The 23,114-nt window shown below is 49.8% G+C and carries 27 protein-coding genes; 16 read left to right on the forward strand and 11 right to left on the reverse strand.

Going from position 1 to position 23,114, the window contains the following annotated elements:
- The first annotated feature begins 8 nt into the window (after positions 1–8).
- Positions 9–329 carry a YcgL domain-containing protein gene (locus tag MA2_RS00060; RefSeq protein ID WP_067055321.1) on the forward strand — a complete coding sequence of 107 codons (321 nt, stop codon included), beginning with the start codon at positions 9–11 and terminating at the stop codon, positions 327–329.
- 78 nt (positions 330–407) lie between these two features.
- Positions 408–869, forward strand: coding sequence for a resolvase (locus tag MA2_RS00065; RefSeq protein ID WP_067054643.1), 462 nt, complete (start codon positions 408–410; stop codon positions 867–869).
- Positions 870–935: 66 nt separating this feature from the next.
- Here MA2_RS00065 and MA2_RS00070 read toward each other — a convergent pair whose 3' ends face one another.
- From MA2_RS00070 to MA2_RS00090, 5 genes are all read right to left on the reverse strand, one after another.
- A complete protein-coding gene (locus tag MA2_RS00070) occupies positions 936–1,265 on the reverse strand; it encodes a hypothetical protein (protein WP_067054646.1) in 330 nt (109 codons plus the stop codon).
- Between the two features lie 207 nt (positions 1,266–1,472).
- Complete coding sequence (locus MA2_RS00075; protein WP_067054651.1) at positions 1,473–2,267, reverse strand: ABC transporter ATP-binding protein; 795 nt, start codon at positions 2,265–2,267, stop codon at positions 1,473–1,475.
- Positions 2,268–2,353: 86 nt separating this feature from the next.
- On the reverse strand, positions 2,354–3,253 hold the full coding sequence (locus tag MA2_RS00080; protein ID WP_067054653.1) for an ABC transporter permease: 900 nt from the start codon (positions 3,251–3,253) through the stop codon (positions 2,354–2,356).
- 131 nt (positions 3,254–3,384) lie between these two features.
- Positions 3,385–4,434: an ABC transporter substrate-binding protein gene (locus MA2_RS00085; RefSeq protein WP_067054656.1), complete on the reverse strand. Its 1,050-nt coding sequence runs from the start codon at positions 4,432–4,434 to the stop codon at positions 3,385–3,387.
- A gap of 181 nt (positions 4,435–4,615) precedes the next feature.
- On the reverse strand, positions 4,616–5,734 hold the full coding sequence (locus tag MA2_RS00090) for an ABC transporter substrate-binding protein (protein WP_079352178.1): 1,119 nt from the start codon (positions 5,732–5,734) through the stop codon (positions 4,616–4,618).
- Between the two features lie 480 nt (positions 5,735–6,214).
- Between MA2_RS00090 and MA2_RS11055 the strand changes: the two genes are divergently transcribed.
- The 14 genes from MA2_RS11055 to pdxA all read left to right on the forward strand — a co-directional run bounded on the left by MA2_RS11055 (position 6,215) and on the right by pdxA (position 16,503).
- The gene (locus tag MA2_RS11055) at positions 6,215–6,376 is read left to right on the forward strand and encodes a hypothetical protein (protein ID WP_156470930.1); all 162 of its coding nucleotides are present in this window, start codon (positions 6,215–6,217) and stop codon (positions 6,374–6,376) included.
- A 276-nt stretch (positions 6,377–6,652) separates the two neighbouring features.
- Positions 6,653–7,435 carry a molybdate ABC transporter substrate-binding protein gene (gene modA / locus MA2_RS00095; protein ID WP_067054659.1) on the forward strand — a complete coding sequence of 261 codons (783 nt, stop codon included), beginning with the start codon at positions 6,653–6,655 and terminating at the stop codon, positions 7,433–7,435.
- 27 nt (positions 7,436–7,462) lie between these two features.
- The gene (modB, locus tag MA2_RS00100; protein WP_067054662.1) at positions 7,463–8,152 is read left to right on the forward strand and encodes a molybdate ABC transporter permease subunit; all 690 of its coding nucleotides are present in this window, start codon (positions 7,463–7,465) and stop codon (positions 8,150–8,152) included.
- A gap of 19 nt (positions 8,153–8,171) precedes the next feature.
- A complete protein-coding gene (locus MA2_RS00105) occupies positions 8,172–8,807 on the forward strand; it encodes an ATP-binding cassette domain-containing protein (RefSeq protein WP_067054665.1) in 636 nt (211 codons plus the stop codon).
- A 100-nt stretch (positions 8,808–8,907) separates the two neighbouring features.
- Positions 8,908–10,191, forward strand: a complete 1,284-nt coding sequence (locus tag MA2_RS00110) for a molybdopterin molybdotransferase MoeA (RefSeq protein WP_067054668.1) — start codon at positions 8,908–8,910, stop codon at positions 10,189–10,191.
- Positions 10,192–10,322: 131 nt separating this feature from the next.
- Complete coding sequence (gene moaA / locus MA2_RS00115; RefSeq protein ID WP_067055327.1) at positions 10,323–11,330, forward strand: GTP 3',8-cyclase MoaA; 1,008 nt, start codon at positions 10,323–10,325, stop codon at positions 11,328–11,330.
- 50 nt (positions 11,331–11,380) lie between these two features.
- Positions 11,381–11,902, forward strand: coding sequence for a molybdenum cofactor biosynthesis protein B (gene moaB / locus MA2_RS00120; protein ID WP_067054670.1), 522 nt, complete (start codon positions 11,381–11,383; stop codon positions 11,900–11,902).
- A 14-nt stretch (positions 11,903–11,916) separates the two neighbouring features.
- Entirely contained in the window at positions 11,917–12,432 is a 516-nt protein-coding gene (gene moaC, locus MA2_RS00125; RefSeq protein ID WP_067054673.1) for a cyclic pyranopterin monophosphate synthase MoaC, read from the forward strand.
- Positions 12,419–12,676 (forward strand): MoaD/ThiS family protein, encoded by a 258-nt coding sequence (locus tag MA2_RS00130; RefSeq protein ID WP_067054675.1) that lies wholly within the window; start codon positions 12,419–12,421, stop codon positions 12,674–12,676. Before moaC ends, MA2_RS00130 begins: the two co-directional genes overlap by 14 nt.
- Positions 12,677–12,679: 3 nt before the next feature.
- Positions 12,680–13,174 carry a molybdopterin synthase catalytic subunit gene (locus tag MA2_RS00135; RefSeq protein ID WP_067054678.1) on the forward strand — a complete coding sequence of 165 codons (495 nt, stop codon included), beginning with the start codon at positions 12,680–12,682 and terminating at the stop codon, positions 13,172–13,174.
- Between the two features lie 135 nt (positions 13,175–13,309).
- The gene (locus MA2_RS00140; protein WP_067054681.1) at positions 13,310–13,519 is read left to right on the forward strand and encodes a (2Fe-2S)-binding protein; all 210 of its coding nucleotides are present in this window, start codon (positions 13,310–13,312) and stop codon (positions 13,517–13,519) included.
- 328 nt (positions 13,520–13,847) lie between these two features.
- Complete coding sequence (bfr, locus tag MA2_RS00145) at positions 13,848–14,330, forward strand: bacterioferritin (RefSeq protein WP_067054684.1); 483 nt, start codon at positions 13,848–13,850, stop codon at positions 14,328–14,330.
- 403 nt (positions 14,331–14,733) lie between these two features.
- Positions 14,734–15,210 carry a bacterioferritin gene (gene bfr / locus MA2_RS00150; RefSeq protein ID WP_067054687.1) on the forward strand — a complete coding sequence of 159 codons (477 nt, stop codon included), beginning with the start codon at positions 14,734–14,736 and terminating at the stop codon, positions 15,208–15,210.
- 174 nt (positions 15,211–15,384) lie between these two features.
- The gene (gene pdxA, locus MA2_RS00155; protein ID WP_079352179.1) at positions 15,385–16,503 is read left to right on the forward strand and encodes a 4-hydroxythreonine-4-phosphate dehydrogenase PdxA; all 1,119 of its coding nucleotides are present in this window, start codon (positions 15,385–15,387) and stop codon (positions 16,501–16,503) included.
- Between the two features lie 2 nt (positions 16,504–16,505).
- Here pdxA and chrA read toward each other — a convergent pair whose 3' ends face one another.
- The 6 genes from chrA to sat all read right to left on the reverse strand — a co-directional run bounded on the left by chrA (position 16,506) and on the right by sat (position 22,833).
- Positions 16,506–17,726: a chromate efflux transporter gene (gene chrA / locus MA2_RS00160; protein ID WP_067054689.1), complete on the reverse strand. Its 1,221-nt coding sequence runs from the start codon at positions 17,724–17,726 to the stop codon at positions 16,506–16,508.
- Positions 17,727–17,832: 106 nt separating this feature from the next.
- Positions 17,833–19,098 (reverse strand): oxygenase MpaB family protein, encoded by a 1,266-nt coding sequence (locus MA2_RS00165; RefSeq protein ID WP_067054693.1) that lies wholly within the window; start codon positions 19,096–19,098, stop codon positions 17,833–17,835.
- 148 nt (positions 19,099–19,246) lie between these two features.
- The gene (locus MA2_RS00170) at positions 19,247–19,432 is read right to left on the reverse strand and encodes a hypothetical protein (protein WP_067054696.1); all 186 of its coding nucleotides are present in this window, start codon (positions 19,430–19,432) and stop codon (positions 19,247–19,249) included.
- A gap of 36 nt (positions 19,433–19,468) precedes the next feature.
- Positions 19,469–20,275: a M23 family metallopeptidase gene (locus tag MA2_RS00175; protein ID WP_079352180.1), complete on the reverse strand. Its 807-nt coding sequence runs from the start codon at positions 20,273–20,275 to the stop codon at positions 19,469–19,471.
- A gap of 94 nt (positions 20,276–20,369) precedes the next feature.
- Positions 20,370–21,275, reverse strand: a complete 906-nt coding sequence (locus MA2_RS00180; RefSeq protein WP_067054699.1) for an SDR family oxidoreductase — start codon at positions 21,273–21,275, stop codon at positions 20,370–20,372.
- Between the two features lie 250 nt (positions 21,276–21,525).
- On the reverse strand, positions 21,526–22,833 hold the full coding sequence (gene sat / locus MA2_RS00185; protein ID WP_079352181.1) for a sulfate adenylyltransferase: 1,308 nt from the start codon (positions 22,831–22,833) through the stop codon (positions 21,526–21,528).
- Between the last annotated feature and the right edge of the window lie 281 nt (positions 22,834–23,114).

The following is a 23,114-nucleotide window of genomic DNA, read 5'->3' on the forward strand; positions in this document are numbered from 1 at the left end:
GGCACATGATGCATTGTGATATTTATAAATTTGCCAAAAAGCCTGATTTGTATGTGTATATCGCGCGTCCTGATTATCCCGATGATACCGAGACGATCAAGGACTGGCTTGGCGTGCTACCACCTGATTTTCGCCGCGCGCTAGGGCGTGAAAGCTTTGTCATGCACTTAGATCTTGCTGCTACGCCAAAACTTGCGCGTGTCGATAAGGCAGATGTGCTTGCAAAATTACAATCTCAAGGCTACTTTGTCCAAATGCCTGATGAAGACGAATGGCAACGTCACGCCGCCACGCAAATGCACGAGGCGCAGCAGAATAAATGGCAATAGCCGATTTGCGGGCGCAAAAAATGTGCTAAAATAACGCCCATTATTCGGTTTAACACGCATAGTAAAAGAGATACGCGTATGATATTGGCTTCATTGGACGGGCTGGCGGATGCCTTAAGTTGGATTATCAATGGCTGGTCACATCTGGTCAGTGGCGTGCCTGCCGATCAGCTGCCAATTATCGCGTATGTCGGATTTTCATTGGTTGCGTTGGCGGTATGGGCGCTGATTGCACGGCTTTTGCCACAAAGTTTGGCAGGCTTAAGCTGGATTATCTTGTGCGCGATTTTGCTTACGCCCACCACATCGTTGGGGGTTGCGCCTGAGATTGCGCCTGCCAGTATTGCGGTGGTGTATGGCGTGTTGATGAAAGAGCCATCCATTATCTTTAAAAACCTATTGCCGATCATGGTTGTGATTACCGTGGGCTGTATTTTGGGTTTTTTGTGGCAAATTATGCGTATGGGACTGAACAAAGCCCGCGCCAAGCGCGTGGTAGCAACCGAAACCACAGTGACCGAAACTGTGACAGAACGCTGAAGTTTAGCGTATTTGAGGTCATAAAAAACGGGCATTATCGCCCGTTTTTTGTTTGCCTTGTCAAAATTAAGATTCTGAGGCAAAGTTAAAGTATTTTGATTGGTTTGACACGATTTTTTCAACCGCTTCGATCACATCATCGACCAAGTCATCATACACGCCATAGTGCAATTCATTGCGAAATGAGGTAAACGGGCTTTTGCGCAGGCCAGAGCGCACCTCGGTGATGCCATCTTTGTGATAAATGAAATCCACTTTACCGTTGGTATTGAGCACACAGCTCAACCGTCCGTCTTTGACCATCATATCCACGCGTTCAGGTAAAAAAATGTACTCATTGACGTTTAGGGTTTGGTCTTCAACGGCTTTAACAAATAGCGATTTTAAATCAATCATGATAACCTCAAATCAAATAAGCATTGTTAAATTGGACAAATATTGTCTTATTATCCCGTTAAATACGGCATAGCGATATAAAAACTATGTAAACAAGCGGCGCAATTTATCGTCTTTTTTGTAACGTTAGCCAAACAATTGGCACAAATGACAGTGAAACTGGCGGATTGTAGAACAGTTTAATAACTTTAATAACTCGATGGATCACTAGCTTAATAACAAGCTGTCATCGGCAACCACTTCACCGCGTGTGCGCTCAAACATCGCTAGCAGGTCTTGTACCGTCATGCCACGCCGCTGTTCACCTGAAACGTCCAAGACCACTTGTCCTTGGTGCAGCATCACCGTGCGGCTACCGTGGTTCAATGCTTGCTGCATGGAGTGGGTGACCATCATGGCGGTCAAACCATTGTCATGCACGATTTGGTCAGTCAGCTGTAAGACAAAATCGGCGGTTTTGGGGTCAAGTGCGGCGGTATGCTCATCTAGCAATAAGATTTTAGATGGTTGTAGTGACGCCATCAACAGGCTAACCGCTTGTCGTTGTCCGCCCGACAACAAGCCCATGCGGTCAGTCAAACGGTTTTCTAGACCTAGTTTTAAAATCGCAAGTTTTTCGCGAAACAGCTCACGGTTTTTACCCGATAATGCCCCTGATAGACCGCGCCAGCCACCGCGCTTATACGCCAGTGCCATGTTTTCTTCAATGGTCAAATGCTCACAGGTGCCTGCCATCGGGTCTTGAAATACCCGTGCTACCAGTCCTGCACGTTGGTAGGCACTTTGGCGCGTGACATCAATACCATTTAACAAAATTTGTCCGCTATCAACACGCACGGTGCCTGCAACGGCGTTTAAAAATGTCGATTTACCTGCGCCATTGGTACCAATCACGGTGACAAATTCACCTTCGCCAATCTCAAGGCTCAGTCCACGCAGCGCAGGATTTTCAATCGGCGTACCAGGGTTAAAGGTTAGGCGTAAATCTTGCGCTTGCATCATGGCGGCGGTTTTCCTCAAGTTGCCAACAACGCCCAACGCGCCTTTGGCGATACATACGAATGATGACAAAAAATAGCGGCTTGACGCTAACGCACGCGGCGTTTTGGCATAAAGCGGCTTTTGAGTTTGGGTAAAATCAGCGCGATAATGACCAACAGCGCGGTGACAATATTCAAATCCTGTGGGCCAAAACCGATTTGGCGCAAGGTTTCGCTGGCAAGTGCGATTTGGATAAATGACTTATACAACACCGCGCCAACAATCACCGACAAGGTAATCCACAACATGCGCTTGGCAGGGATAATGGTCTCACCGATGATGACCGCAGCCAGTCCAATCACAATCGTGCCGATACCGATGGAGATATCCGCGCCGCCTTGGGTTTGGACAAACAACGCACCTGCCAAAGCAATCAAACCGTTAGAAATCGCCATGCCGAGCATGGTCATGCGATCTGTATTGATGCCTTGCGCTTGCGACATTTTGAGGTTAGAGCCTGTTGCACGCATGGCAAGCCCTGTTTCGGTACTAAAAAACCAGTCAAGTAACAGTTTTGCCGCCAAGACAAAGCCGCCAATCACCACGCAGCGCATCCAAAAGCCATTGCTGTCATTGACGAATGGCGCAAATACGCTAGGCTCACCCAGCAGTGATAGGTTGGGTGCACCCATGATGCGCAAATTCACCGAATACAACGCTACCATCACCAAGATACTGGCCAGCAGCTGCAAAATGCCTAGGCGCACGTGCAGCCATGCGGTCGTGACACCTGCTGCCATACCTGCCAACACGGCAAACAAACACGCCAACCATGGATTGACATGTGCCAAAATTGCCACACCTGCCACCGCGCCGCCAAGCGGAAAGCTGCCATCAGCGGTCAAATCGGGAAAATCTAAGATCCGAAACGAGATATAGACACCCAGCGCGACCAGCGCGTAGATCAGTCCGCTTTCTAACGCGGCAAAAAAAGCCAGAAATGCCATATCAATTTAGTCTTCCGCAAGGTGTGCCATGGGTTTAGGTGTCCGTGGTTTAAATACAAGAAACCGTAACCCGTGTGTTTGGGCTAGCCAACCGCCGCCCAAATGTGTGGCGATTTTAAAAAGGGCATATTTTATTTGCTATTGCCTGTTGGTTCAACCACTTTTGCACGCCCGATGAGTTCAGGCGATAATGTGATACCAACTTCTTGTGCGTGCGTGGGGCTTAGATATAAGTCCAAGTCCTGCATCATGTACGGCTTGATACTGCCTGCTGTCTCACCGTTTAAAATCCGTCCAACGATTTTGCCCGTCTCTTGTCCTAAACGGTGATAGTCCACGCCCAACGCTGCGACCGCGCCACGTTTGACTGAGTCGGTATCTGAAGCAATCAGTGGGATCTTGCTTTCTTTAGCGGCTTGATACAGCGACTCATACGCTGATACAACGTTGTTGTCCAATGAGGTGTAAATGACATCCACTTTACCTTGCAAGCTGCGTGCAGCAGGCGCGATGTCGGTTGAGCGCTGGGCAGGTACGGCAATAAGCTTGATGCCTTGCGCGCCCAATTTACTCTCAAGCTGTTTTTGCACCACAGTGGAATTGACCTCACCAGGGCTATATACATAGCCGACGGTTTTTAGATTGGGGATGATTTGTTTCATCAAGTCAATTTGCGGCTCAAGCGGCAGTTGGTCAGACGCGCCTGTCACGTTGGTACCCGAGGCTTCCCACGATGGTACCAATTTGGCTTCAACAGGATCGGTAACGGCAGAGAATACCACAGGAATGGTCCGCGTCGAAGCAGCGACTGACTGCGCTGATGGGGTGGCAATGGCAACGATGACGTCAGGATTTTCGGCAACAAATTGCTTGGCGATTTGTCCTGCGGTGGCAGTGTTGCCCTGGGCAGATTGAAAATTGACTTTAAGGTTTTGCCCGTCTTTAAAGCCTTCTTTCGCCAGCTCATCAATCACACCTTGACGCACCGCGTCTAGCGCAGGGTGCTCAACGATAGCGGTGATATCGACGGTTTTTTGCCCCGTAGCGGCGGCGGTTGCGCTGCTTGCGCCTGTGTTTGCGCTGTCTGCTGCGGTGGTTTGGCTTTGGTTACACGCGCTTACGCCAAATACGCACAGTCCGCCTAGCATCAAAGCACGCGCCAAACGATTCATCTGATACATAACAACTCCTTAAACCTCAATCCCTGTCACCCAAATACGTCGCCAAGTGAATAGGCTTAAAAAACCTATTGACAACCATTAGCGACAAAATTTCAACAAATTTTAGCATTGGCTTAAATTTTATGCCAGTCTTTACACGCGCTTTAACACGCCAACTAACTGCCAAACACCAGCTCAATGCTTATTTGGTAGGCATATCATCGACATTAACCGCGCCTTGCATGAGTTCAGGTGGTATGCTGATGCCTTGTGCGGCGGCGTGCTTGGGGCTGACATACATGGTTAAATCATCCATGACCGCAGGCGCGACGTTTTGCACAGACGCACCGTCCAAGATTTTGACGACCATTTCACCTGTTTTGCGTCCAAAGTTATAGTCATTGACACCCAGCGCTGCTGCTGCACCGCGGCGCACGCTAAATTCATCAGATGCCACAATCGGTAATTTGGCTTGGTTGGCAACTTGCACCATGGATTCAAATGCTGAGGCGACGTTGTTGTCCATCGAGGTGTAAATCACCTGCGCTTTACCCACCAAGCTGTTGGTTGCCATGGCGATGTCGGTGGCACGGTTGGCAGGGATTTGTAACAGTTGCAAGTTGCGTGTCGGCAATTCGGCTTGTAAGCGTTTGCCAAGTGCGACCGAATTGATTTCGCCCGAGCTATACACATAGCCAACGGTGTGCAGATTTGGCACGATTTTTTGCATAAAATCCAGCTGCGGGGCAAGTGGTAACTGACTAGATAGCCCCGTGATATTGGCTTGCGTTGGGGTATTTTGCGCGTCGATTAGCTTTGCTGCCACAGGGTCAGACACCGCGGTATAGACAATCGGAATGGTGCGCGTGGCGGCGGCAATGGCTTGCGCGGTTGGCGTAGAAATCGCCACGATCACGTCGGGATTGTCGGCGGCAAACTGCTTGGCAATTTGCCCTGCGGTGGCAGTGTTGCCTTGCGCGGATTGAAATTGCACGGATAAATTTTGCCCAACTTGGTAGCCTTGTTCGGATAGTTCATCGATCACACCTTGGCGAATTGCGTCTAATGACGGGTGTTCGACAATCGCGCTGATAGCGATTTTTTTGGCAGGTTTGTAGGCATTACCCGTACTTGATGCGGCGATATCGGATGCATGATGGGTCGCGTTGGTGGTTGGTTCGGTTGGGCGTTGGCATGCGCTGAGACTGAGTGCGGCAAGCGTGACGGCACTGGCTGCCAGTTTGCCCAATATGCCGCCAAATGTGGTGACCGATGCGCTAGCTGTGCGGCGCGGTGCAAATAAATCAGTTTGTTTTGCCATGCTTGTCCTTCATATTTTTTTACTACCAGATGTGCCAAAGCGAGCCCAAAAACGTCTTTTATTTAGTGGCTAGCCGTGTTTGCTGAATGTATCGGCAGGCGGCTGTTGTACGGGCTATCGTATCACAAGTATAAACCTGCGCAAATATAGCTTAGCACTGGCATTTTGCCAAAAATTTTGCACTATAAAACTGATGTCACGCAATGTCATAAAAATGTCATAAAAATATGATAAAGAAAAATCTGGTAAAAAACTCAACAAGTGTGTATAATATCGGCGTACAGAAGGTGTAAGTTACCTGTTTGGTGAATTTGTTGCCACAAATTTGCCGAGCGCAGATCTAGGTGTTTGGTACGTAAGTCTTTGTTTTGCTAGGGATTGGCATACCGATGGTGGCATACTGCCATTGGCAAGTCCGCAAAACGCGACCTACGATAAACGCCTAAATGGACGACCTCAGACGAGGATAAGGAGCTAGGTATGAACACATTCGGTATGATGTCAGGTGTGTTGGTCGTGGGTGATGTATTGCCCGTCAAACAAGCACCCATGGCAACGCACTACGACACATCAGCACAGCCCATCACCGAACGCGCACGCACGATGCCTGCCATTCGGATTGCGGTGAAAACCAACCGCTAAGTGCTAACTGTGTGTTAAGTGAGTAATAAAAACCGCTGCTGGCGTGATTGGCAGCGGTTTTTTTGTGTCTAAAATTTGTGTCTAAAACTTGCCACGCGCAACATCTAAAACTTGCCACGCGAAACAATCGGTAGGTACGCAAAATAACGGTTTAAAACGACACGCAGGTGTGCTAATCTGCATCAATGCAACAAGCTTGTTCGACTAAGTCAAGATTGCTTGAAGCCCCTGAAGCCTTGGCCAAATTTTAAAAAATAGCCATTATACCACATCACTATGCTAATATTATTACAAAAACAATCCACCTTGCTATGCGCCATAATTGCCAGTTTGACCTGCGCGCATGCTGATGTCACTGTGTATGCGGCAGCAAGCATGACCAATGCGATCGATGAAATCAACCAACGCTACGCCCAAACCTATCCCAAATCTGCGCGCGTCAAAACCTCTTACGCGGCCTCATCTACGCTTGCTAAGCAAATTGAGCAAGGTGCGCCTGCCAACGTGTTGGTATCTGCCGATACCGCGTGGATGGATTATTTAGCCAATAAAAATTACTTGGTGGCAGGTAGCAGACGCAACTTGTTGGCAAATCGGCTGGTGTTGATTGCACCCAAAAATAAGTTGCCCAGCACTACCATCCGCCCAACAAAAGATTTTGCCATTGGGCGCGCGTTTGGTGGGCGGTTATGCACAGGGCAGGTCGAGAGCGTGCCCGTAGGGCGTTATGCCAAACAGGCCCTACGCAATTTGGGTTGGTGGCAGACGCTACAACCGCGCTTGGTTGAGACCGATGATGTACGCGCCGCACTTAACTTTGTCAATCGTGGCGAATGTGCATTGGGCATTGTGTACGCCACCGATGCGCGCATTGCCAATAACGTGCAGGTGGTGGCGATCATGCCTGCCAATTTGCATACGCCGATTGTTTATCCGATGGCGTTGGTGCAGCCAAAAAGTTCAGTCAAACCCGATGCCGAAACCTTGCGCTACTATCAGTTTTTGCAAAGTCCAACTGCCAAAGCGGTGTATCGCAAATATGGTTTTAGCGTGTTATAACGCCTAGCACCACGAGCCGTTAGCTGTATGTTTGCTTTGTCCGAAGATGAATGGGCGGTGATGACACTGTCACTTGAGGTGGCAACAGGCAGTTTGTTGGTCAATATATTACCTGCTTTGGGATTTGGTTGGCTGTTAGCACGCAAGTCATTTTGGGGCAAGTCGTTATTGGAGACTGTGATATTTTTGCCGTTGGTGCTGCCGCCTGTTGTACCGGGCTATATCTTACTGCGGCTGTTCGGTGGGCAAGGCGTGTTTGGGCAAGCGTTGGCAAGTGTGGGGCTAGAGCTCGCGTTTAACCGTAAAGGTGCGGTGTTGGCGGCCGCGGTGATGGGTTTTCCGTTGATGGTGCAGGCGGTGCGATTGGCGATTGAGCTGGTTGACACCAATTTAGAAGCTGCTGCCAAGACGTTGGGCGCGTCGGCATGGCAGGCGTTTTGGCAAGTTACCTTGCCGCTGTCGTGGGGTGGGATTTTGGTCGGTGCGGTGTTGGCATTTTGTCGCAGTTTGGGTGAGTTTGGCGCGACGATGACGTTTGTCGGCAATATTGCCGGCGAAACACGCACTTTGCCGCTTGCTATGTATAGCCTGTTGCAACAGCCTGATCGTGATGCTGCTGTCATGCGTTTGATGGGCATGTCATTGATCATCGCGTTTGCCGCGTTGTGGTTATCGCAATGGTATAGCCGCCGCCAACGCCAACGTCTGCTCAATTGATTTGCCGAATATTGCCGCCATGACCACGACTACTTTATGCTTTGATTGTCAATGTACGCTTAAATTGGGGCAAAAACGTCTGAATATTGACCTACAGGCGCGCGAGCGTATCGTGGGGGTATTTGGCGCGTCAGGCACGGGCAAAACCAGTTTGCTACACGCCGTTGCAGGGCTGATTACCCCCGTGAGTGGGCATATTCGTGTGGCAGGGCAAGGTTGGTTTGACCGCGCCCAACACATCAACGTGCCGACCCAGCAGCGGCGTGTTGGGTTGGTGTTTCAAGATGCCAAATTGTTTCCGCACAAAACGGTAAACGCTAACTTGCTGTTTGGTTATCGCAACATTGCACCTGCCGAGCGGCGGTTTGCCCCCGATGCTATCATTGAGTTATTAAAACTTGCGCCGCTGCTTGCACGGATGCCTGCCAAGCTATCGGGCGGCGAAAAACAGCGCGTTGCCCTAGGGCGGGCATTGCTGTATGCGCCGCAGGTGTTGCTGCTTGATGAGCCACTAGCCGCGCTAGACAGTGATCATAAGGCAGAGATTTTGCCGTTTTTTGCCCAAATTGGTCAGCATTTTGCCATTCCCATGCTGTATGTCAGCCACGATAAACACGAGTTGTTGCAGCTGACCGAAGCAATATATTACCTGTAAAATGGCTTGACTTGCTTAGGTATGCCCCAATGTTTAGCCAGTTTCGCCCAAATTAAAAACCGCGTTTTGTTACCTTGTGAAAAAGAAAAAAGACTAAATTATGCTCAGCGTTGCCGAATTACAAGCGTTTATCACCAACTATTGCCAGCAGTACGTGGCGCAATACCCTGTGACCAAGCGTGCCCAACAAATCGTGCCACTGGCGCAAAGCCTAAATCGCGTGCTAGCTGCGCCGATAGCCGCACCGTTTGATGTACCGCGACAAAATTTGTCGTCCATGGATGGTTTTGCTATTGCCACAGGCAGTGATTTGTCCGCTGCGCCTTTGAGTGTTGTCGGTGAGTCAAGCGCGGGCAAGCCATTTATTGGGCAGTTGCAAGCAGGGCAGGGCGTGCGTATCTTCACGGGGGCAGTGGTGCCGTCTGACTGTGACCGTGTGGTGATGCAGGAAAATACCAATTTTGCCAACCTAACGCCAGAACAAAAACACCTACCGTATCAAGTGGTGGTTGATACGCCACCAACCGTAGGTACACATATCCGCGCACAAGGCGCAGAGGTGCAAGCAGGTGAGCAGGTGTTGGCGGTAGGCAAGCGCATCAACACCAGTGATATCAGCTTGTTGGCGACCTTAGGCATACACGAAGTACCAACGCTTGTGCCACTGACGATCGGTATTTTGGCAACAGGTGATGAGTTGGTAGCGGTGGGCGCATCGCTCACCCATGCCGCTCAGCTCTATGACAGCAACAGCCCGACGTTGCACGCGTTGTTGTCAGATCTGCCAGTGGTGATCAAAGATTATGGTATTCTTACCGATGACCCTGCGGTAATTCGGGCAACGCTTGAGCAGGCGATTGCCGAATGCGATGTCATTGTGTCTAGTGCAGGTGTGTCGGTAGGGGATTACGATTATCTCAGCCAATTGGTGCGTAAGCTTGGGCAAGTCCATCAGCACAAGGTTGCCATGAAACCTGGTAAGCCGCTGATGTTTGGTGAGTTTAGCCGAGGGCAAGCCACCGTGCCATACTTTGGCCTACCCGGTAATCCGTTGTCGGTGGTGGTGGGGTGTTTAAATTTTGTCAAGCCTGCGTTGTGGCGTTTGGCAGGCGTGGCAGAGGCAGATTTACCCATCGCGCTGCGTGTGCCAGCGGTATTGACCCATGCGGTTAGTAAGGCGGTTGGGCGACAAGACTATCAGCGCGCGCATTTTGAGCAAGCTGCTGATGGACAGTGTCATGTCACCCCGATGGCAGCGCAAGACTCGCACTGTGTCAAGCAGCTGACCCTTGCCAATTGCTTGTTGGTGTTGCCTGCCGATAGCGCAGGTGCGGCGATGGGTGAAACGGTGTGGATTGTACCATTGCCTTGGGCGTTGCACTAAGTTGAATTGTCATATATCGCCTAAATGGATAAAAGCTGATATACTACAGCACTGTTTCTTTTTCTTTTAACTATTTGATTTTTAAATTTTTTATTTAAAAAATTAAAAAAACTATGCCGCCATCTGTGCCCATGCATTACCCATCTCCCAAGCCAAGCCAAACCGTATCACTGGTGGATCATTGGCAACGGCGACTGACCTATCTGCGCTTATCGGTTACCGATGTGTGCAATTTTCGCTGCACCTATTGTTTGCCAAATGGCTACAGCGGTAAGCCTGCGCCTGCGCTGACACTGGCAGAGATTAACACCTTGTTGGCAGGGTTTGCCGCGCTGGGCATGACCAAAGTACGCTTGACGGGTGGGGAACCTGCCACACGGCAAGACTTATCCGCCATCATCGCACAAGCCGCTGCTCAAACGGGTGTGCGTACCGTCGCGCTTAGTACCAATGGCTACAAACTTGGGCAGCAGGTAGCGCGTTGGCAAGCAGCAGGGCTACATCAGCTCAATATCAGTGTGGATAGCTTTGATGCGCCGACCTTTCGGCGACTGACAGGCATGAACGTGTTGCCGCGGCTGCTGGCGGATATCGACACCGCACTGGCGTTAGAGATGACAGTAAAGCTCAACGGCGTATTGTTTGCAGATATTGCGTTTGACACCTTGCAAGCTGCGCTTGATTTTGTCAAACATCGCCCTGTAACGTATCGGTTTATTGAGCTGATGCAAACGCGTGATAACGTTGGCAGGTTTTTTGACGAGCAGCCTGCCAGTTTACGTGAGCGACTGGTGAATTATTTACTACAAAACGGCTGGCAAGCACAGCCACGCGCCGATGACGCAGGCCCTGCTGTTGAATATCGCCATACCGATTTTGTTGGTAAAATCGGTATCATCGCGCCGTATGCTGAGCATTTTTGTGATACGTGCAATCGCTTGCGTGTGAGCAGCACAGGCAAGCTGCATTTGTGTTTGTTTGACAGCGTCAGTCACGATTTGCGCCCATGGCTGCAAGCAGGTGATGTGGCAGGTTTGATGGGCGCGGTGCAAGACTTAATGGCGTATAAGCCACCACGCCATCAGTTACAGGCGGCCGACAGCGGTTTGATGCACAATTTATCCATCGTGGGCGGTTAGTTTTTATCAGTTTTTATCAAAGCGACCAACTTTATAAAATAAGGCATGCTATGACAGCGTTAAATTTTATCCCTTTACATATTGCCGTGCTGACCGTGTCCGATACGCGCAGTCTTGATGAAGACAAATCGGGCGCGTATCTTGCCCAAAGCGTGACCGAGGCAGGGCACAAGCTTGCCGCGCGCGCCTTGACCACTGATTGCAAATACCAAATCCGCGCTAAGCTGAGCGAATGGATCGCTGATCCTGCCATTCATGCCATCATCACCACAGGTGGCACAGGGTTCTATGCTCGTGATTTGATGCCAGAGGCTGCCAGTGTGCTGTTTGACAAAACCATTGACGGTTTTGGTGAGCTGTTTCGCGCGTTGTCGTTGCAAGAAATTGGTGTTTCAACGGTGCAATCGCGCGCGTTAGCAGGCATTGCCAACCACACGGTGATTTTTTGCTTGCCGGGTTCGACAGGTGCCTGTCGTACAGGTTGGCAGCGCATTATTGCTGAACAGCTTGATAACCGCACACGTCCGTGCAATTTTGTTGCCCATGTATTTGGGCAAAACCCCAATCATTAACACACCAACCGATCATGACGACAAACCAACCCACATCGTCCGTTACCGCTCAACCTCAGCTATCGCACGTCACGGCTGATGGCGATATCCACATGGTGGATGTCAGTGCCAAGACCATTACCACGCGGCAGGCGCGCGCCACAGGTACGGTATCGTTTGACCAAACCGTGTACGTGCAGCTCAAGGCTTGTGCTGGCGTGACCAAAAAAGGCTCGATCACCCAAACCGCGCATATCGCAGGCATCATGGCGGCCAAAAAAACCAGCGAGCTTATCCCACTGTGTCATGCCATCGCGCTGACAGGCATTGATATGCAGTTTACCTATGACGATGCCCACGCCGCCATAACAGTAAACGCAACGGTACGCGCCAGTGACCAAACTGGCGTTGAAATGGAAGCGCTAACCGCCGTGTCAGTGGCGTGTTTGACGCTGTACGACATGACCAAAGCCTTATCACATGACATCACCATTGGTGACATCAAGCTGATAAGCAAAACAGGAGGCAAATCCGACTATGTCAGCCACTAGCCCCAAACGCTTGACGCTATTGTATTTTGCCAGTTTGGCTGAATGTGCAGGCAAAGATGAAGAAGTCATCGAATTTGCTGGCAACGACCCAACCGAACTGTATCAGCAATTAAACCAACGTTATACGTTTGACTTGGCACAACATCGGCTTGCCATCGCCATCAACCACGTCATCGCCAACTGGCATACACCGCTACAAGACGGCGATATAGTGGCATTTATCCCGCCTGTTGCAGGAGGCTAGAGTATGTCATACCGCCCAACGGCCACGCTTACCACGGCCACGTTGTCTGAAGCGCAAGCCTATGACACCGCCATTAAGCAAGGTTTTGCCCTGCTTGCCAGCCCAATTGACGATCATCGCCTAAAAACCGCCTTACACCACGATACATGCGGCGCGTTGGTGACCTTTGAAGGTTGGGTGCGCAACCACAACAACACCCGCCCCGTCAAAGCGTTGCATTATCATGCCTATGAACAGCTCGCGCTTGCCCAAGGGGCGCAACTTGCCGCCGCCGCCAAACAGCAATTTGCCATTGTTCATGCGCTTGCCGTGCATCGGGTGGGTGAATTGGCGATCGGTGACATGGCAATTTGGATTGGCATCACCGCCGCGCACCGTCAGCCTGCGTTTGCTGCCTGCGAATGGCTGCTCAATGCCATCAAAGCCGATGTGGCAATTTGGAAGCAAGAATTTTATCACGACAGCGACGCTGCCCTATGGCTGAGCAACAACGGCTAGGTCATCACGCCAAAGATTTTCACAAAAAGATTTTCACAAACAGATAAAAAGAAATAATAGCTAAAATCGGTTGCAAATGCGACTAATTATTATTATGATAACGCTATCATAAATTAGTCGATGGGATAAACCGCCATGTACGTTTGTATCTGCAACGCTGTCAAAGAAGCCCAAATCAAAAACGCCATTGCCCAAGGACATGACTCACTAGAAGCCCTGCAAAATGTGCTTGATGTAGCAACCTGCTGTGGTGGCTGTCAGCCGATGGTAGAAGACTACCTTGCCGAGCACCATGCCGCCAAAGCTGATGCCAACAAAGCAAATTTATATATCCAAGTAGCCTAGTATTTGGCGGTTCAATCCTCAACAGCTTAAAATCAAGCCGCTAAAAATTAGATGAGTTACAGTACAGCGGCGCAGCTTTGGTGCTTTTACCAAGCATCAATTGGCAATGATGGCTAAACAACCGAACCGATCCGCGTTAAAGCGCCTTAGCCAAACCTTGAACCAAGTTAAAACAATTATCATTAAATTCTTTATTGTTAATTATTACAAAATAATTTTCACCAAACCTTGCCATCTTTTTTGACATACCTTATCATAGCCGCTATCAAATTTTTGCGCCATATCAGCGTATCAAAGTTAACTGTTTTGCATTCGGGGATATACAACCATGAAAGGTAGTCCGCAAGTTATTGATTATTTAAATTTTTTATTGGGTGGTGAGCTGGGCGCGCGTGATCAGTACTTTATCCATGCCCAGATGTATCACGAATGGCGTTACGACAAATTGTACACGCGCATTCATCACGAAATGGAAGAAGAAACCGATCACGCGCGTAAGATTATTAACCGTATCTTAATGCTTGAAGGCGTGCCCAACATGAAAGTGGATGCCATCCACGTGGGACATGATGTGCCAAGCATGCTGCAGGCGGATTTAGACCTTGAATACAAGGTGCGCCAACATCTCAAAGACGGCATCGTGCTGTGTGAGCAGCAAGGCGATTTTGTCACCCGTGAGCTGTTGGTCGAGCAGTTGATTGACACCGAAGAAGACCACGCGCATTGGCTTGAGCAGCAGCTGCGCTTGATTGATATGATTGGCTTGCCCAATTATCTACAAGCGCAATTGGGCGATATTGACGAGGGTTAAAACACCCATCGTGCGCCAATTTTACCAACGTTTTTCATTCTTGACTTCCTCCCCTCCCTAAAGTGAGGGGATTCCTTCTGCAAGACGGTGAAGCCCCACCGCAAACCTAAGACAATGGCAACCGCCCGTACGACACACCGTACATCTTAGGTTCTTATTTTAAGCTAATCCTACCGTTAGGATTGTCATAGACACGAATTAGCTTAAGTGTGTGTTTGGAAACGTCTTACCAGTTAAGTTACTGCGTACTCGCAATTTAGTCTTAACTTAACTGTGGAATGTAAGACATTGAATATAGTGAGATGAGTATAGCAAAACTCATCGCATTTAACAATTGCCTTATATCCACCGCCTGAAGTCGCAGGTTTACGGCAACGAATGATAAAAAAGGTAGTCTGCTGCTATGCAAACGTCCCGTGATGTGATCCGTGCCCTCAATGCCGCGTTGGGGCAAGCGTTAATCGCGATTAACCAGTATTTTTTGCATGCCCGTATCGCCAAAAATTGGGGTCTGCATGAACTAAATGATGTGCTGTACCGTCAATCCATCCGTGAAATGAAATGGGCGGATGACTTGATTGAGCGCATTTTGATGTTAGAAGGTTTGCCAAATTTGCAAGAACTGGGCAAGCTGTTGATCGGCGAAAATGTTGCCGAAATTTTGGCATGTGACTTGCGTCTTGAATACCAAAAAACTGAGCTGCTGCGCCAAGTCATCGCTGTGTGTGAGGCTGAGCAAGATTTTGTGTCGCGCAAATTATTGGTCAAACTCAAAGACGGCAGTGAAGAGCATATCGACTGGCTTGAAACCCAGCACGAGCTGATCGATCGTATGGGACTAGAAAAATACACCCAAAGCCTGATGAGTGATGATGAATAAAACCATATTTTGGTGATCACGACTAGCACCCCACCTTGTAAACTGGCACACCATGCCCCATGTGTTTATCAACGCATGGGGCTTTTGTTTGGCGGCTGTATTGGGTCGCTTTAACAGATGACTTTATTGACCAGCATTGACAGGCAGGGTTGGGCAAACGTGAAGGAGGCAATAATGGCGCAGGATAATGTTAAAAATAGCCTAAGTAAAACAACATTCGGTGCAAATCATCCCAACAATTGTCAAACCACACCATTATTGATTACCACAGGTGAGCCAGCAGGCATTGGCATGGATATCGTGCTGATGTTGGTAAGTGCAGGTAAATTGGCGCAGTTTGACCGCCCTGTGGTGGTGTTGGCGGATCTTAACGCTTTGCAAGCACGTTATGATTTGCTGCTTAAACAAAATAGCCTAAGCAATACTATTCAAATTAACCCCATCACCCTAGACCAAACTGCCAACCACCACTTGTCCTTGCCACCGCTAACCTGCCGATCTAATGCGCTCAACGTCATTCATCTGCCCACCGCCGAGCCTGTACAAGCAGGAATATTAAATCCTGCCAATGCAGACATGGTGTTGGCGCAGCTTGATATGGCGCATACACTGGCAAACACGGGGCAGGTGGCGGCGATTGTTACCGCACCGCTGCAAAAATCCGTCATCATGGCAAAGCTGCCTGATTTTATGGGGCATACCGAATATTTTATGCAACAAGCAGGCTGTGCCAAGGTGGTGATGATGCTTGCTAATAGCGCAATGAGCGTTGCATTGGTGACAACGCATTTGCCGCTGCGTGCGGTTGCCGATGCCATCACACCAAGTGCGGTGCGCGAAACGGTGGCGATTGTGTTGGCGGATTGTCAAAGCAAATTCGGGCTAAAGCAGCCACGGATTTTGGTGTGTGGGCTAAATCCGCACGCAGGCGAAGACGGGCATTTGGGACGTGAAGAAAATGATATCATCAATCCTGTGCTAGCAGAGTTTCGCGCAGCAGGGGTCGATATTAGCCTTGCCATGCCTGCCGACACATTGTTTACACGCGCGCATTTAGCCAATTGTGATGTGGTGATTGCCATGTATCACGACCAAGGCTTGGCACCGCTCAAATCGCATGGCTTTGGTGAAACGGTTAATATCACACTTGGCTTGCCGTATATTCGCACCTCAGTGGATCATGGCACAGCGTTAGATTTGGCAGGCACGGGGCAGGCAAGTGCCAGTAGCCTATACCACGCGTTGCAATACGCGCAAACGATGGCAGACGCGCAGCGCGTAGCGAATATCTGAGCTTAAGTTTGCGCCAACGCAATCCCTGCCAACGCGCAACCAATCACCACCACCCACACGGGTAGCCGCCAGACCATCAATGCGGCAATCGCAAACAGTACCACGGCAAAATCCTGCACGCTGCCAACCGCGCTAACCCACACAGGATTGTACAACGCTGCCAGCAGCACACCGACCACCGCCGCATTGACCCCCAATAGTGCCGCTTGTAACGTGTGATTGGTGCGTAAACGCTGCCAAACGGGTAGCACACCCAACACCAACAAAAACGATGGCAAAAAAATCGCCACCAATGCCAACAAACCGCCCTGCCAACCGTTTGGTGGCTGGCTCATTGACGCACCCAAAAACGCAGCAAAGGTAAATAACGGGCCGGGCACTGCTTGTGCCGCGCCATAACCTGCCAAAAATGTCGCGTTATCAACCCAACCCATAGCCACCGTTTGCGCTTGCAACAGTGGCAAAACAACATGCCCGCCACCAAATACCAACGCACCTGTACGATAAAACGCATCGAACACCGCAAGCCCATGCGCTGCCAAACTTTGATTGGCAAAATCCTGATGAGCAAAATATTGTTGCAATGGTGGCAAACCGACCAATAACCCAGCAAATACCAATAGCCAGCCCATCGCAAGTCGCGTTTGTTTGGCAGATGCCTTGCCCAAAACAGATGCTTGCGGCGTTGGATCAGAGCTTGGCAATCGTGGTTGCAACTGCCACCAACCAACTACCGCTGCCATGACCATCACCGCCAACTGTGCCCAAATTGTCGGCACGCACAGCACCGCTAAAGCCGATAATACCGCCACCGTCAAACGCGGTTTATCGGGCGTAAGCTTATGCGCCATACCCCAAACCGCCTGCCACACCACCGCAACCGCCAGTAGCTTGAGCCCATGCACCAGCCCCACAGGCACAACGTCAGGATAACGCTGCAACAGTACCGCAAAGCCCATCAACACCACTGCCGAGGGCAACGTAAAACCAAGCCATGCGGCCAGCGCACCGACTAGCCCTGCACGATACCAACCAATCGCCATACCAACTTGGCTGCTGGCAGGTCCAGGAAAAAACTGACACAATGCAACCGTATCAGCATACTGGGCATCGCTAAGCCAGTTACGCTTTTCAACAAATGTTTGGCGAAAATAGCCCAAATGCGCAATCGGACCGCCGAAACTGGTGCAACCAAGTTGCAAAAATACCCAAAACACCCCCATGCTGTGCGCATCGATGGCTGATCAATCTTAGCGAATGCATTTGATTTGGGGTTTGACAAAGGTAAATTTGGCATGGGCAGACCATCAAAATTGACGGATAGCAAAATTATTGATAGTAATGGTCATAGCGTTTTAGCCACCAATTCATGTTGTCTTGTCGTTTGGCGCGGACTTGTTCTAATTTTATTGCCAGCTGTGGGCTAAATTGCCGCGCCGTATCCACACCAAACAAAATCGGCACACTGGCTAAAACTCCAATCCGCCACTTAGGACGCGGCAAACCAAGCCCATCGCCAATATCATCACCAACCAGCGTACGCGTGACACTGGCATTGACCATTTCAACCCAACGACCGCGCCGCGTCTGTTTACCCATCAGCTGCGAAGGCAAATCGTGCAATGCTTTTGCCAATGGCTTGCCAACCTCAAAATCCAGCTCTTGCGTTGCCAAATAGGTATACAGCCACGCCCATGCCGCCGTTTCATGCTGAGGTAAACGTGCTAGCTCAATGCCCATCCACCAACTAGCCAGCCGCCACAGATGCAAAATACCTTCGGCTTCCTCCGTGCTGATGCGCGCGCCCAAAATCTTGAGCCCACGCATAATCAATAGCGAAAACTGCAAGTGCGTGGCAACCATATCGGTTTGGTTAATCGGTATGCCCCAGTACACGCTGTCCCAACCGTTTTGTAACAGCTGTTTGCGCACCAAGCCATGAATTTGCCGTACTTGAATGCTTTGTCGCCAACCCTCACTGCCAATCGCCAATGCCGTGCGCCCTGTCGGGCTAACTGCTGCGTGTTCAGACACCGCCAAAATATACGCATAGGTGCGCATCAGCCGCGGCAAAGCATCATTGACCAACGCGCCTGTTTGTATCAGTGGCAACGCCAACGCCGGGATGCTGTAACCTGCCATCAGCGCAACATTGCGCAGCAGCCACACCAGCATCAACGGATAACGCCGATACGCCACCGCACCGATTTCGGCAAGCTGTGGCTCGTACCAATCAGGATAAGTGGCAAATTGTGTGTACAGCTCGGCAAATTCGGCACGCTTGAGCAAGTTTTGATCATCGGCACGATTTTGCGCGGTTGTCGGCGCGTTATCTGCAAAGCCAGACTCACGCAAAATCAGCCGTTGCAGCGGTCTAGCAAATTTTATGCCGTCGGCTAGCAGCGCATCAACGGGTGCATCGTTGAGCCCATAGCCTTGATTGAGCTCATCAATCAGTGCAGCCGATACGGCAAAATCTTTGGGCAACAAAAACCGCCGAATGCGCCGCAAAACTTGCAAATCCGCGTTATACTCGGCAGGGCGGTTGCGACCATACACGGCAGAAGTAAACGCAGCATGAAAATCGGTAGCCATGATTCTAGGGTCAATAAAGTTTAGGATATTCAAAACTATAGCAGAAATTCACCACAAAAAATATCAATGTTTGTTAGCAAAATGGGTAAGATCGCCACCAACAAAAAAACCGCCATAGTGGCGGTTTTTGCTAGTAAAACAACACAGTTTATTTGGTTGGGTGATCGGCTTCAGTGGTGCTAACCACATGTAAGCATTCTTTATATAGCGCGAAAAACTCATCTTTGGTGCGATAAACCCGCCCACGGTTTGTGCTGGTATCATCGTGTTGAATTTGTTGAAACAAAAATTCTGCCATCTTTAGGGCAACAAATGCTTTGCTATTTTCGACCATGTTACAGCTCCTTTTATGCTGATGTTGCGTGTTGATTTAGCGCACAAATTGCGCAGGGTTGATCGGCGTACCGCGGTAGCGAATCTGAAACTCCAACGCCGATTGATTGACGCTTGGCGCGTAGCCGACATTGGCAATCGTTTGTCCTGCTTGCACGGTTTGTTTTTCTTGTACCAAAATATTGCCCAAATGTGCATAAGCGCTGATGTAGTCATTGCTGTGCTGAATCAGCACCAACCGCCCGTACTCTGGTAAATCGCTGCCGACATACAACACCGTGCCTGCTTGTGCGGCGCGCACTGCTGTGCCTGCAGGGGCAGCAAACCACATACCAAGGCTGTTAGCGGATTTATCAAATCCACGAATGATATTGCCCGAGACGGGACGTAGCCACGTTTGCGCCGTCCAGTTGGGTGTATTGTTTGGCATGCTGGTAGGCATGGTATTGGGCATTGGGCGCGGTGTGCCTGCCACAATCGGCGCGGTGGTGCGTGGGGTATTATACACAGGGCGCGGTGCAGCAGTGCTGACGCTACGCTGATTGGTCAAGCGCAAACGCTGGCCAGGATAGATGGTATAATTGCTGTCTAAGCCGTTGAGTGCGCCAATTTGACGATAATCAAGCCCGTAACGGCTGGCAATCGCGCTGACCGTATCGCCGCGCCGCACCACATATACGGGCGGGGCGTTACTGACCAAGACCGTGCGCGTATGCGGTGCATTGGTCGGCTGACGCGGTGCAGAACACGCTACCAAGCCGATACTTGCCGCCAGTACGGCAGACCATGCCAAAAGCTGTGATGACTGGGGTGAATAGATACAATCGCCAACAAACGCGCGCATAACAACATAACCTCTTATTTTTACTAGCAATTATTTTTTAACCCAACAAGGCAGCAAGTTTTTTCAACAAACATTGGGACGCTTAATGCTACCATCAAAACAGCCGCGCTCCGCCTGTGATGCCGTAAATTTGCCCCGTGACATAACTGGCCTCATCTGACGCCAAAAACACGTAAACGCCTGCCAATTCAACAGGCTGACCTGCGCGCTGAAGGGTGCTCTCTTGCCCAAAATCAACCACGGCTTCAGGGTCACGACCACAGGCGACTTGTAATGGTGTCCAAATCGGGCCAGGGGCTACAGCATTGACCCGAATGCCGCGCTCAGCAAACTGCGCTGCCAGCCCTTTGGTTAGGTTTGCCAATGCGGCTTTGGTGGCAGCGTATTGCAGCAAATTGGTCGTCGGCTCAAAGCCTTGAATCGAGCTGGTGGTGATAATGCTAGCACCTGCTGGCAAATAGTCCAACGCGGTTTGGATAGAAAAAATCTGTGAAAACACATTGATATCAAACGTTTTGCGCAGCTCATCGGCCGTCAAATCCTCCAAACGCTCGACCACTATTTGCCGCCCTGCGTTTAATACCAAAATATCAAGTCCGCCAAAAGCTTCAGCCGTATCTTTGACGATTTGGCGGCTGGCGTGCTCATCTTGCAAATCAGCAGGCAGTAGCAAGGCGCGCTGTCCTGCCGCCTCAATCAAGGATTTGACTTGTTCAGCGTCGCTTTGCTCCTCGGGCAAAAAACTAATCGCCACGTCTGCGCCTTCACGGGCAAACGCAATCGCCACCGCACGCCCAATACCCGAGTCACCACCCGTTATCAACGCCTTGCGCCCCTGCAAGCGCCCGTGACCGCGGTAACTGTCCTCGCCACAATCAGGGATATATTTCATCTGTTGTTGTACGCCGGGGTTAGGCTGTTTTTCGGGCGGAAAATCACCATCATGATACGCGGTGAGTGGATTGGTTGGCGTTTGTTTATCGGTTGCTTGTTGGTTCATATTTATACCTGATTGATTATGTTAATTTTAAAAATTTAAACCAATATCTTTTTAAGTTAAATAAATTAAAAAGTATCTGGCTATCAGACCTTCGGCATTGTGCCATAATACGCCCCCGTACTTGGGCGCGTAAGCGTCTTATTTTGGTAAGCGTATGTTAAAGCGGCAGTAAAAAAACGGCACAAATCAAAAAAGTGACCAATAAAAAAGGCAGACAAAACGCCTGCCTTTTGCACAGTTAGCCCAAACGTTATTTGGCAGAATGGCCTTTGAGCTCAACTTTATGTTTTTCATGCTCGCCTAAGCCTTGGTAGTAGGCACGCAAAATCTCTAGCACCTCTGGACGGCTGAAGTTTTCAGGCACATAGTCATCTTCTGATAATGCCTTGCGCAATTTAGTACCCGACACTTTAACGTGAGAATGCTCATCGTGTGGGCAAGTTTTGGTCGAAGCCATCGCCTCACACTCATCACACCAGAACGTCCAGTCAATTTTTAGCGGTTGGGTGACAAGATCATTGGGCTGCAGCGTATCAAAAATGTGTTGTGCGTCAAATGCACCATAATAATCGCCAACGCCTGCATGGTCGCGCCCAACAATCAGATGGCTACAACCATAATTTTGGCGAAATAGCGCGTGCAACAACGCCTCACGTGGCCCTGCATAACGCATATCAAGCGGATAACCTGCTTGAATAACGGTGTCTTTGCGGAAGTAATTGTCAATCAAAGTTGCAATCGCTTCTTGGCGCACTTCAGCAGGGATATCACCGGGTTTAAGCGCGCCCAAAAGTGAGTGGATCAACACACCGTCACAAATTTCGATGGCGATTTTGGCAAGGTATTCATGCGAGCGGTGCATGGGGTTGCGGGTTTGGAACGCGGCAACAGTTTTCCAGCCTTTTTGTTTAAAAATTTCACGGGTTTGCGTAGGCGTAAGATAAATATCGCCGTATTTTTCGGGGAAATCGCCTTCGCTTAGCACCACAACATCGCCTGCCAAATTGACATCACCTTGTGCCATCACCAGTGCAACGCCTGGGTGAGCGGTATCGGTCGTGCCAAAAACGGTTTGGCATTCATGCGCTTTGTCGATGGTGTATTTTTCTGTTAGCGTCAAAATACCCATCACGGTGTCATTGTGCACCAATGCTACCTCATCGCCGATGGTCAGACGATCAGCGGTTGCCTGGTCGGTTGATAGGGTAATTGGAATTGGCCAAAATACGCCAGCGTTATCGCCTGTTGCTAGGTGCATGTTATCGCACACCGATTGCCAATCGGCTTGGTTCATAAAACCATCAAGTGGGGTAAAGCCGCCAATGCCCAGCATAATCAAGTCACCTGCTTCGCGTGAGGTGATGTTGATTTTGGGTAGGTTTTCGGCTTTTTGTTGGGCGGCGACAAGCGCGTCACCTGTCAAAAGTTTGGGTTTGAGCACAGAGCTGCCGTGTGGTGGTACCAAGCCATCGGTGGGCTGATTGGTGGCACTGGCAGGGATGGCATCGGCGGCGTTATGGCTATGTGGGGTAGCGGATGCAAGATTTGCTTGGGTCATCGTTGTTCCTATTGGTTTTTTGCTGAGATAAAAAATTAACGTTTAATCATAGGCGATTTGGCGATAGTTATAAAATGGTTTTTTTGTCTAGGGTTATCACGGTTTGGAATTTAGCCATAACTTTATCACCAATTAGAATTTAGCAAACTGCCAGTGAAGTTTTAAGATAGCCGATTAATTTGTATCAAGCCATGCAAAATCATACGGCAAAATTACAAGCGGCTTAGTAACTGCTTAATAACTATTGCAAACGGTGATTTTGTTATACAATAGCCGATTAC

This window comes from Moraxella atlantae NBRC 14588, from assembly GCF_001591265.1.
GTDB lineage: Bacteria > Pseudomonadota > Gammaproteobacteria > Pseudomonadales > Moraxellaceae > Faucicola > Faucicola atlantae.